General features: G+C 65.1%; 6 protein-coding genes. 3 read left to right on the plus strand and 3 right to left on the minus strand.

The window, feature by feature from the left end:
* The 3 genes from LN042_RS33230 to LN042_RS33240 form a co-directional block, all read left to right on the plus strand.
* A partial coding sequence (locus LN042_RS33230) for an ATP-binding protein (RefSeq protein WP_230055169.1) occupies positions 1 to 295 on the plus strand: 295 nt, incomplete at its 5' end.
* A 44-nt stretch (positions 296 to 339) separates the two neighbouring features.
* The gene (locus LN042_RS33235) at positions 340 to 1287 is read left to right on the plus strand and encodes a sigma factor-like helix-turn-helix DNA-binding protein (RefSeq protein ID WP_308191904.1); all 948 of its coding nucleotides are present in this window, start codon (positions 340 to 342) and stop codon (positions 1285 to 1287) included.
* A gap of 4 nt (positions 1288 to 1291) precedes the next feature.
* Entirely contained in the window at positions 1292 to 2116 is an 825-nt protein-coding gene (locus tag LN042_RS33240; RefSeq protein WP_230055170.1) for a protein phosphatase 2C domain-containing protein, read from the plus strand.
* Between the two features lie 366 nt (positions 2117 to 2482).
* Here LN042_RS33240 and LN042_RS33245 read toward each other — a convergent pair whose 3' ends face one another.
* The 3 genes from LN042_RS33245 to LN042_RS33255 all read right to left on the minus strand — a co-directional run bounded on the left by LN042_RS33245 (position 2483) and on the right by LN042_RS33255 (position 11341).
* Entirely contained in the window at positions 2483 to 4237 is a 1755-nt protein-coding gene (locus tag LN042_RS33245; RefSeq protein WP_230055171.1) for a GmrSD restriction endonuclease domain-containing protein, read from the minus strand.
* Between the two features lie 879 nt (positions 4238 to 5116).
* Entirely contained in the window at positions 5117 to 5719 is a 603-nt protein-coding gene (locus LN042_RS33250) for an AlbA family DNA-binding domain-containing protein (RefSeq protein WP_230055172.1), read from the minus strand.
* A 1452-nt stretch (positions 5720 to 7171) separates the two neighbouring features.
* On the minus strand, positions 7172 to 11341 hold the full coding sequence (locus LN042_RS33255; RefSeq protein ID WP_230055173.1) for a ricin-type beta-trefoil lectin domain protein: 4170 nt from the start codon (positions 11339 to 11341) through the stop codon (positions 7172 to 7174).
* Positions 11342 to 11895 lie beyond the last annotated feature (554 nt).

Consider the following 11895-nt stretch of genomic DNA (forward strand, 5'->3'; position numbering starts at 1 on the left):
CCTCCACACCCGGTCCGGACACGGCGGGCACGTCTGGCTGGAGATCACCCGCCGCAAGAACTGGATCCGCATCGCGGTCACGGACGACGGTTCGCCGCAGAGCACGTTCAGCTTCCGATCCGCTGACGAGGTGGAGGACTTCGGCCGGGGCCTGGCAATCGTGCAGACGCTCGCGGACTACTGGGGCGCGCGCAGCGAGGTCGACAACTGCCACACGGTGTGGGCCGAACTAACATTCAGCGAGCACGAAGATCGGCGGCAGCCCATGCTGAAGCCGAAAGCACGGGGTGTATAGCCCCCTATACAGTCGACAGCACGAGAAACCGCCGGAGATCCGCAATGAACCCGACCACCCAGCAAACTGTCCGAACCTGCCGTTTGCTGATCCTGTCTATCCCCCTAGACTCGGCGCTGACGGGCCAGACCGAGCGAGGAGAGCAGGACATGGCGGGAGAGACGCAGCGGATCGCCGCCATCAAGGACCCCTTTGCGCTTCTCCGGGCCGCCACCGTGCGGCTCGCCGAAGCGCAGACGGAAGTCACCGAGCTGTCCAGGCTGCGGCAGCGGGTCATCTCCGAGCTGCACGACCAGGGCATGTCCTATGCCCAGATCGCCGCCGAGGCCGGACTGACCCGCGGCCGCATCCACCAGCTCAAGCAGTCCGCGCCGGCCCCCGAGGGCGCATTCCTGGGCAACGCCCGCCTGATCATCGCGACCCCGCTCAAGCAGGAGGCCGGCAACGCCAGGCCGGTCCTGGCTGCTGAGGACTTCGCCGCAGCCCAGCGTCTCGGGGACCTCGCCCGCTCCTACAAGCTGGACCCGACCTTCGAGCACGTGCCGGTCGGGGGCGAGATCGACCTGAACCGCGACGACATGATCGTCATCTGCGGCCCACGGCTTTCCAGCCACGTCGCGGGCGTGCTCGCCCAGGACCCCTCGATCTGCTTCGAGCGGGCCGAAGACGGCCCCTGGACCCTGCGAGACAGGGAAGCGGGCGTCGCGTACCGGTCCGGGATGGACTCCACCCCGACCGCCAACTCGGACGTCGCCTACCTGGGCCGCCTGCCCCGCCCGGATGGCAAGGGCCTGATCATGGTGCTCACCGGTATCCACCCACAGGGCACCCTCGGCGTCATCCACCTCATCGTGAACGACCTCGCCGACCTCTACTCCCAGGTCGGCACCGGCCGCTTCTCGGTCCTGGTCAACGTCGAGTACAACCCCACCGACAACGAGCCCGTCAACGTGCGCCTCCTGTCGCCGTTCTACCGCCACGAGGCACACTGAGCGGGTGCGCATAGAGATCGCGACCGAGCCCGCCCACCCCGACCGCCCCAACGAGGATTTCGTAGCCGCCAGTCCGAACGCCGTCGTCCTGCTCGACGGCGCCGGCACCCCCGCCGGATCGGACAGCGGCTGCTCCCATGGGGTGGCGTGGTACGTCTCCCGCCTCGGCGTCAGCCTGCTGGCCGAGGCGACCAACCGGCCGGACCAGCCGCTCACCGAGTGCCTGGCGGAAGCCATCACGCAGACTGCCGAACTCCACCGCGACACCTGCGACCTCACGCACCCGGGCACGCCGTCAGCAACGGTCATCGCGACGCGGGTCGGCGAACGGGACGTCGAGTACCTGGTCTTGGCTGACTCCACCCTCGTGCTCGAACCGGCCAGCGACCGTGAGCCGGTGGCGATCACCGATGACCGCGAAGCCCAGGTCGGCGCGGTCCTGCGCCAGCGCATGGACGCCGAGGCCACCGGCACGCAGGCCCACGCCGCCGCCTTGCGCACCTACGTCGAGGCCATGCGCGCCCACCGCAACCAGCCCGGCGGCTTCTGGGTCGCCGCAGCCGACCCGGCGGCAGCACACGAAGCCCTCACCGGCACCACCCCACGCGCCGACCTCGCCGGCTTCGCCCTCCTCAGCGACGGCGCCTCACGCCTGGTTGACCGCTTCACCCTCGCCGACTGGTCCCAGGCCCTCACCCTGATCCGCGACCACGGCCCGGCCGAACTGATCCGCCAGGTCCGCGTTGCCGAAAACTCCGATGCTGACGGCAAGCGCTGGCCCCGCGGCAAGGCCCACGACGACACTGCGGTCGCCACGATCACGCTGTAGTCGCAACGACTCACATCTGACGCAGTTCCACTGCCGAATTCAGCTCTACCAGGTCAAGGGCGCGCGCCCTGCGCGCGCCGCTGCCCCGCCCGCGGCGGCCGACGCCGGGCGTGCGGGCTGGCGCCCGGTCCCGGCGCGACCGCCAGGACGGGGCACCGCGGTGGCTCCGCGGTTTTAGCCACCTGCCCGGACCGGAACCCGCCCGAGCAAGACCGGGGAGCCACTCGGCCAAATTGCGGTCAGGCCCAAAGCCCTCAGCGAGTCGCAGCAGCCTACGGCCCCTCCGATCACGCTCGGCCCAGAGCAGACAGGACACCGGCCAGAACTGCTCCACCGCCTACGCCTCTGGCATCCGGCGCAGCGGGTTCAGCTGAATATCTTCGCCAAAGCAGCCACTCGCTTGACATCCGTGACTTCGTCGGTCGATGACCCGTTCCGCACAAACACGCGATCCTGGAAGTAGGAAAGATCATCTTGCCCTGGAATCAAAAGACGTATTACGGACAAACCCCGATAGTCAATGGTGTCAATATTTGAAAGGATCTGAGTCGCGAGCGGCTCACTGAGACGTTGCTGCGAAATCTTGCTGACGAAACGCCGGACATACTGATCCAGAGACATCCCCAGGAGGGTCGCTTCTCGATCAATTCCAACGACGTGATGCGGGGGGATTGGCGCGGTGGTGATGCCGTCAAGTTCCCTAATTCTTGCAGCAGTCGAATCGTTATCAGCAACGCCTATGTATAGGTAGCCGTCGACTCCGGGCTTCATATTCGCGATTCCGCAGATGGTTTCAGCCAGGGCAGCATAGATGCCGTCTTCCCATGGGCGAGTTCCGTCCAGTCGAAGAAGACCCTGCTTGAATTCATACCTACCTGTTTCGATCTTCGATCGACGCAAAGCATTCTCGAAGTCAAGAGCAAGCCCCGGGCCGTGCCCAAAAACCGGGGGGACCTTTGATACGAAGTACCTCTGGATCAACCCCGTAACAGTGTCAATATTAGACACGCGCTCTTCGGTCGAGGTGTAGTGTCGCGCACTAGTCAGGCGTGTTGCAACGTCTCGAAGCGACGAGATGATTGCAGTGTAGTCAGAGGGTGATTTCTGCTGCCTGACTACCAAGTCGAAGAAAGACATGAATATGGCATAAAACGGAGTTCGAATGGGATTTGTGCCGGCGGGACGTACCAGGTTCCTCAATCCATTCTGAGTAGCGAGATGGCTATCGATCACCTCAAATAGAACGGAAAATGTCGACTTGATTTCCGCCTCGAGCCTTTTGGTGCCATAGGCGGCAAGCGCTTGTTCGAGAGCCTTGTGCTCAGTGCTTTCTACATTGTAGATCTCATCGAAAGCCTCCTTGCTGGCTGGGAATGGCGAGTTTCGAAGGATGGAGGCTGCAATGTCGGCCACCATTTGTTCGTCGTCGCCCTCGCGAAGCTGTTTCACATTGAGAATCCCGTGCCTTACCCACGGAGTTTCCAGTGCTCGAACTCCGTACTGCTGACGCTCCCTGTTCGATTCGATAGAGATGCTTGGCATTTCATGCAGCAGCAAAATGTCATCTGAGACATCGCCTCGGAGATTGCTTGCGATTGATCTCACTACCTCGGAGAACGGGTTGATCATTCCGGCCTGACGCTTCTCCTGTGCGCTCAGCTGTCGCCCGTTGGAGTTAATGCGGCTAAATACCTCGGTGATTTGCCCTTCGGTCTGTGTTGGGAAGATCGTGACCGCGAGCTGATAGTCGAGAAGATTTGCACACTTCTCGGCGGGCAGAAGCGGGGCCGTCATGGTGGTCTCGAAGTGCCCCGCCTCGGCAGCTTGTCGGGCGCGAGCGCTTTGGCTCAAATCAAAATAGGTGCCATCGTATTCGAACTTTTGCTCAATGAATGAAAAGATTGCATCGAGGCGTTGCATTCCGTCGATAATCTCATATTTTCCAGAGCCGTGAATTTCGGGGCGCTCGGCAAGGAGGATCAACGGAATGGGGTAGCCGTCAAGGATGCTGTCGATAAGGAGCTGCTTTTCATTGACTGACCACACCAGCTTTCGCTGGTACCTGCGATTAACCAGCAACGCGTCGTCGCGGAAAAGTCGGTATGCCTCTTGCACGCTCATGCCTCGCGGAGTAATGGAGACGTGCGGTTCGCTAGTCAAGGCTGCCCCCGGTGGTCTTAGGCGTTGGGGCAGCAGTCTGGCATGTGGAGGCTGCTCAGGTCTCGCGTTTGTATAGAAAGCCAGGCGAGAGTTTTGGATAGGGTGCGTCATGTCATGCGCCGGTCGATATGCCAGCCTTGGGCTGGATTGGGCTCTGCTGTCAGGCAACCACGTTGGCGCTATCGGCAGTCAGTGCCCACCGCGCCGGACTAGACGGCCGTGGGTGGTAAGCGCAAGATCGATGACTGGACAGCAGGCACGTACGATGAGTCACCGGTCATGCCAGCGCAACGGCGGGTGGCAACCGCCAAGGTGGCCAGCCGGGGCAGTGGCAAGGCAGCGAAGGTGCGTAAATACCTTCTCTACGGGTTCAAGGCGCGGCGCACAGCGCCGCGCGGCCCCGCCAGGCCGGGCCGCCGCCACCCCTGTCTTCGCCCCGCTCCGGCGCCCGTCCGGCGGTGCCGCGTGTGCGGCAGAGAGAAGCCGATATGGCTCCGCCGGGCCCTCTCTCGGAGGAGACCAGGGGCAGGCGCATGGGTGCACCATCGATGGGGTGATCGTGGTGGGTCGCGGGACGGCCCCCTCCCCGACCGGACACCCAAGGGCGTACCCGGAACCTCCAGGGGCCGCCAAGGCCAAGCGCAAGCGTCACGACGTGAGCCTTGGCGGCCCCTGGAGAACCCGGGTGCGGCGAAGCTGCCCGATCGAGGAGGGAACCACCCCGCTCAGCCCGGAGTCTGCCGGCGGCCCGACTTGCTGCCCTTGATCACGCCCAACACCAGACTGGGTAGAGCACAGGCCAAAACCGCTCACCGCCCCCGGAAGCGCGCTCGGATCGTCTCAGCCCAGCAGGACAGTCGCTACGACACCCAGGACAGTCCCGATCAGGGCGCTGATAAGTGCCCAGGTCAGTTGAGGGCGCCAGCCTTGGCCAGCTCGGAGTTCTTCGATGAGCTGAGTCTGTTTGGCGATGATCTCCGAGAATCGCTGCATCTCGGCTAGGACTGCCGGCTCTGACGGCACTACCTCAGCACTGCGAAAAATGGTGGAAGCATCTGCTGGCACAGTGAAGGTGCCGGTCCGGACGTAGACTTGCCCATCTGTGTGCGCAAGCACGCCGCGGATCGGCTCGATTCGAACTGCAAGGATCGACCGCCCATCGACCTCGAAAGCTCGCACGTTGAGCACGGGTTCCGGGTCGATCATTTGCGCAGCTTGAATCACGGCACGTTCGGTACGTGCGGCATCGACGCCGATGACCCGACCGGTTCCGGAGGTTCCGTCCTTACCTACACCGAACAGCACGGTGCCGCCGGTGGAGTTCGCAAAGCCAGCTATGAGCCGGGCCAGCTGGCGCCTCGGAGGGGCGGAGAGCTTGAACTCCACCATCTGGCTCTCGGGTTGGGACACAGCAGCGAGGACGTCCTCAAGTACCAAGGTCACATTTGGCGATGGTAGACCCGAATCGTGCACGCTGACCCCCATTCACCTCATCCTGCTCGGAGGGCCGTCCCACTGTGCACCACCAGTGCCCGAGTGAGGGGCATGCTGCTGGGGAACCAGTTGGTACAGGGCGCCGGTCAACCTCTCAATCACCCGCGCGGTACCGTGCGGGCCATGGCAGCCGATGACCAGTGGCCCGTTTGTCCGGAATGCAGGGAGCCCATGGAAGGTGTCGGGCTCGTTTTGTCGCGCCGGGAAGGCGACGGCAAGCGGACCTGCCGGGCGGCATGGCGGTGCGGTAACCGTCACATTTGGTGGCAGTGGGCCGACCGTCCGCACGAGCCGCTGGAGTTGTGCCCGATGCCAGAGCTGTTCAACGGCAACGCCCGATAGACCCCCACCCTGGCCCGGCTCGAACACGGCTGGCCCCCTCCACAACGAACCGGCACGTAGGGGTCTTGCACCGGTCGACGCAGGGCGGCAGCAGCGTATACGCCGTGCCACAGCTGTGCCACATCGGGCGGTACGTGACGGTCAGTCGAGGGCACTGGCGGGCTGCCGACGGGCTCCGGTGCAGGTGGGGCAGGGCGCAGGTCAGAGCGGGTGCCGCACGCCAAGCCTTACAAAGCAGATGTCGGCGGTTCGAAACCGTCCGCGCCCACCCAAAACGGACATAATTTCAGGTCGAAGCGGACAAATTGGGCGTGTATGCTGCGCTCTCGCGCTTCCGGGATCCCTGGGCGCTGCCTTGTATCACCGCAGGTCAGAGGCGGTTTGCGCTCTTGGTGACATCTGCTTCGCGGAAGCGGCACTCAGTCTCATCTCAAGGCTCGCGCGGGAGAAATAGCAGGTCAGAGGGTGCCCTTGGGTGGATTGGCCGCCCTGCGTGACATCTGCTCACGCGGAACTGGAGTCATCCGTTTGGCTCTACGTAAAGTCGCAGGTCAGAGCGGGTGGGGCGAGAGGTGCGACGACCTCCGGAACACATTCAGCACACACGGCAGACGATCACCTCAATGCCGTGAGCTGTAGGAAGTCCGCGTGCGGCTGTTGGTGCTTGGCGCCGCGACCCCCTGGCACCCGCGTCGCCGAGCGCACCGGCGAAGACAGCCTCGCTAGGTCCTCGCTCGGCGCATTGGCGACCACTATGGCAACCAGGCCTCGGATATTGCCGGACGGCAGACTCTCGGCACCGAGACCGAGCTGGGGGTGGCCGCACCCTCGCCTGGACTCTGCGCCGGCTGCACCTCGGAGAGCACCCTCTCCGAGGTGGAGCTGGTGCAGTGCTGCCCGAGCTGCTCCAGCACGTTCATCAGCAAGCGCTCGCAGGGCGGCGGAGAGCATTAGGCAGGAGATTCGCAGGCTTTCAATTACGTCCTCTGCGCCGGGTCGGAACCCGGGCGGGCCGACCGATTGACGGTCGGCCCACCGGGGCCTTGGCGTGCCGCTGGTCTAGCTCAGGGGCACGACAGTCCAGCGCTGGGCGGCGGACTGGTTGCAGTCGTATAGCTGCAGTTGGGTGCCGTTGGTGGTGCTGATACCCGGGTCGTCCAGGCAGCGGCCTGAGACGGGGTTGTAGAGCGAGCCGTCGGCTCGGGGCAGCCACTGCTGGTTGCCGCCGCCGTTGCAGGTGTAGAGGTCGACCTTGGTGCCGTTGGCGGTGCCGTTGTTGTTGGCGTCCAGGCACTTGCCGGCGATCTGCACGGTGCCGTTGTCCTCGGTGGTCCAGTTCTGGGAGGTACCGCCGTTGCAGTCCCAGACCTCGATGACGTTCATATCGGTGGTGTTGCCGTTGTAGTTGTCCAGGCACTTGGTGTACCCGGAGAGCGTGCCGAGGGTGATCGGGCTGCCGCTGCCATCACCGGTGCCGCCGCTGCTGCCGGGGGTGGTGGCGAAGGGATACACCGCGACGTCCGCGATTCCGCCATGCCACGGGTTGCTGACCATGCCGTGGTTCTTGTAGCGGCCGATCACCAGCGAACCGGACGCGGGGATGGTGGTCTTGTGCATGCCGGTCGCCGCGAGCGCGCCGTTCACATACAGGGCCATCTCGCCGGTGGTGGCGTCGTAGCTGGCGGTCAGCTTGGTCCAGGCCCCGATCTGCGCCCGGACGCCTGCGTTCATGACAGCATTGGTGACGTCGTACGGCCACGTCCCGGCCGAGTCGGAAGTGGCCATAGCGAAGAGCCAGTTGACGTTGCCCGAGGAGTCGGTGCTCGGCCACAGCATGAAGTTGCTGGTCTGCGCGCCGTCCTGGCTGAGCGCTACGCCGTCGGTGCTCTGGTCCTCGCGGGCCCAGGTGGTGACGGTGAACGACTTAGTGGTGTCCACGGAAAGGCCGGGGACGTCTACCTCGCCGTTGTTGGCAGTGCCGGTGCTGGAGTTGAGGGTGGCCGCACGGGTGGACACCATGCCCATGGTGGTGGCACCGAACGAGACATCGCCGTTGACAGTGCCGGGGTTGGCGCCGGTGAGGTCCGGGGTGTGGCTCTGATCGGTGGTGCTGGTGGGACCGGAGAGCTCGTAGCGGCCCAGGGGTGCACGCGGGTCGCCGATCGCGTTGCCGCCGCTGAAGGTGCTCACCACGCCCGGGTGGTTGGTCGCATCGCCGATAGTGCCGGGCCAGATCACGATCCGGCCGGCCGAGGTCTGCGCGTACAGGTCGGGCACGCCGTCACCGGTGAGGTCACCGGCCGAACCGACCACCGGGTAGACGTTCGGGTTGACCCCGGTGCCGATCTGGACGCCCTTGGTCGGGTCGGCCAGCGCGGAGTAGTCGTTGGCGCAGTTGTTGTTCGGGTCCTTGGTGATCGGGTAGGCAAGAATGCGGCCGGTGGAGCGCTCGCGGGTCCACAGGGTGGTCTGGGACGCGGTGACGGTGGTGCCGGTAGTGCTGCTGGTGCAGGTGGTGGTGCCGTTGGCCGGCCCAGGGCCGATCAGGTCGTAGTTCGTCCAGTCCAGGGTGGACAGCTGGTCGCCGGTCTTGGCCAGCAGCCGGACGCTGTTGGTGCCCGGGGCGAAGAGCCACAGCTGCTTGTTGATCACCACGAGCAGCGAGGTCTTGGTGACCGGGCTGGTGGTCTCGTTGTCGGGTGAGCCGATGGCCAGGATCTGGGTAGCGTTCGACCAGGTCCAGCCGTTGCCGGCACCCAGGGCCGCCGGGCAGCCGCCTGGCTGGGTTGAGTCGACCGGCGCGCCGGTGGTGTCGGTGCAGGTGACCTGGCCCGGGGTCGAGGTGCCGTTGAGGTAGAACGAGGTGCGGGAGTTGAAATTGCCCGAGCCGTCGTTCGGGTACACGTACATTTGCTGGTCGCCCGGTGCGTGGACGATCAGGTCGTCGACCGGGAGCTGCCCACGCAGCGAGCTGTGGTGGGTGATCTGCAGGCCGCTCCAGGTGTGGCCGGGTGGGGCGGCCGTGGCCGCGCCGGCCAGCCAGCCGGCGTTGACCGGGTCGCTGGTGTTCTGGACCAGGCGTAGGTTGCCGGTGCCGTCGGGCAGCAGGATGTCGGGCCGTCCGTCGCCGGTGACGTCACCGTACGTCGGCGTGGACTTGGGGTTCCAGGGTGCGTAGTAGTTGTAGACGGTTGGCTGGCTGTAGTTGCCGGCGTTGTCCTGGGCCTGGACGTAGAGCGTGTTGGTGCCCCACTTGCCCGGTGTGTGGCTGTACTGGGCCGAGCCGGTGGTGGTTGGCAGGTAGGTGTCGGTCGTGGTGTTGGCGCTGTTGCAGTGCCAGCCGGTGACCGGGGTGGAGTTGGTGCTGACCCTGAAGCAGGCGACACCGGAGGCTGCGCCGCCGCCGGCCGGCGCGGGGTCGGTGCCGGTGATGGTGAAGGTGCCCGAGTCGGTGTTGAACTTCGTCGGGGTTGGGTTCGGCGTGCCGGACGGGGGGAAGTCCTGGGAGCTGACGTTCACGGTGGGCGGCGTCTTGTCGATGCCGAAGTAGCAGTAGCCGGTTGCCGGGGAGTTGAGCTGGCCGTCGCTGGACCAGGCGTTCCAGCCATAGACGTGGCCGTCGCTGAGCTGGCTGGAGTTGACGGCGACACTGGCCGACCCGTAGGACGGGGCCGCTGTCTGGTACTGGGGGCTGAAGCTGGAGTTGTTGTCCCAGACGTGGAAGTAGTCGGTCAGGTTTAGGCCGGTCGGCGACCAGGCGTTGACAGTGAGGTTGACGCTCTGGTTGTTGCCGATCCAGCCCTGCTTGCTGCCGCCGGACGTGCAGTCGAACGAGCTCGGGGTGCCCTTGCCGTCCGAGTTGGCGAAGCCCGGCTGCGGGCTGGCCCGCGGATACCAGACGCTCGGCTGGATGTCGTAGTGGGTGGTGATGGACACCGCACTGGAGATGTGGTGGCGGTAGTACGTGTTGTTCTCGTCGTCGGGTGCGATTCCGACCGTCCAGTTGGCCCACTTCTGCGATGCGGCCTGCTGCATCTGCGAGGTCACATCGAAGTTGATGTTGCCGGTGCCGGTGATCGAGATGGAGGGGCCGACCTTCTGGCAGCCGCCGAAGGTGCCGCCGCCGTTGCAGGGCTGGTTGTACCAGTTGGTGCTGCTGTTGATCGGACCGGTCCAGTACAGGCCCAGCGGGGTAGAGGTACCCGGGCTGGAGGCGCCGTCGACGCTGGCGGTCAAGATCGAGTCGTAGACCGTCGGCGAGGAAGGCGCACCACCCGGTTGGGTATAGATCAACGAGTTGATGCCGATTTGGAAGTAGGCCCGCTCACGGCCTGCGGCAGGGCAGTCGGGGTAGGCACAGTAGCCGGTGCCCAGGTCCTGCTGTGCGGTTGAGTAGTACGTGCTGTTCGGGAGGTACTCCTGAACCTGAGTGGCCGCGTTGGCGCTGCTGTTGGCGCTGACGGTGGGGTCCAGGTACCAGGGACCGGTGCCCTTGCCGAAGGTGGCGGGGTCAGGGCTGAGGTCGAATCCGCTGCCAGTCGCGCTGACCTTCATGGTTGACTGGACGGCTTGATCGCCCGGGCCGTCCGCGCTCGACACCTGCGGCTGGGGGGCAGGGTCAGCCGCATCGAGCAGGGCAGCCGGCTTTGCCGCCGGAGCACTGCTGGCTGTTGACGCCGCCGAGGGTGCCTGGGTGCTGGAGTCCCACTGACGGGGCGTCGGGGCCTGGAGAAGGACCTTGCCACTGGAGTCTTTGAAGCTGATGTTGCCAGCGGTGTCTGCGGCGACCGTCAACCCGTCAGTGGCGACCGGGAAGTGTAGGTCGGCCAGTTGGGGGTTGGCGGCGGCCGCAGCGGTCTTGACGACGATGACGTCGCGCCAGCCGCCGTTGGTCAGCGCCCTGACCTGGAGATCGACATCCGGCAGTACGTTGGCGTAGGTCGCGATCGAGCCGTTCAGTGTCGGTGCGGGCAGGGGGAAGGGCGCGGTGACCGCGAGCTTCTTGCCTTCCGTTGTGGTGATGGTGGCTACGGGGCCGCTGCCGCCGCCGGAGAAGCTCAGGGCATTGGTGGTGAGAGCCGGGCTGACCGAGCCGTCCGCGTTCTGGTGCAATGTGGTGTCCAGAGCGGACCAGCTGGCACCACGCTTGGCACGGACGGGTTGAGCACTGTCCGTGGTGGTCAGTGAGCCGTCCGGGTTGATCAGTGTCTGTGAGCTCTCTGTGGTCATTGCGTCGACCACGACGGGCTTGCCGCTCGAGACCGCCTGGGCGCGTGCGTCTACCAACGCCTGCTGCTGCGGCGTCAGTGTAGGTGCGGTGGCGGACGGTGGGGTGGAGGCGCTGGTCGACGGCGATGGCGTGGGCGTCGGATCTGCCGCCTGAGCTAGCGGAGTCCCGAGCACCGCCAGGGTGACTGCGCTAGTGGTTGTAAAGGTGAGCAGGCGGAATATGCGCCTGATGTGTGGAGCTGGCGGCCTCGACGAGCCCGGCAGCACTCTCCAAATCGACATTAGCCTACACAATCTCTACGGGCATACTCCACCCCTTGTGGGTGGAGTGCCCCTTCGGGCGGAACCATGACGCTCTGTCGGTTCCCAGTCAAATCAGAGTATTCACCCGAGAGCTGACAGCAGCACAAGTCGGACATCAAGGAATTTTTGGCTGACTGCAGTCCATAGGAGGACTTTCGCCTTCGAAGAGTTGACCTGGTTTCACTAGCCAATTAGCCATTGGTCCGTATTGGCCACCCATGGACAGGGCCCCGCTCCTTACGGAGGGCGAC

The organism is Kitasatospora humi (genome assembly GCF_020907985.1).
Lineage (GTDB): Bacteria > Actinomycetota > Actinomycetes > Streptomycetales > Streptomycetaceae > Kitasatospora > Kitasatospora humi.

Excerpts from the sequence above, each read along its gene's own strand:
- LN042_RS33245 (WP_230055171.1), bottom strand. The coding sequence starts at position 4,237 with ATGAGCGTGCAAGAGGCATACCGACTTTTCCGCGACGACGCGTTGCTG.
- LN042_RS33235 (WP_308191904.1), top strand. The coding sequence starts at position 340 with ATGAACCCGACCACCCAGCAAACTGTCCGAACCTGCCGTTTGCTGATC.
- LN042_RS33255 (WP_230055173.1), bottom strand. The coding sequence starts at position 11,341 with ATGACCACAGAGAGCTCACAGACACTGATCAACCCGGACGGCTCACTG.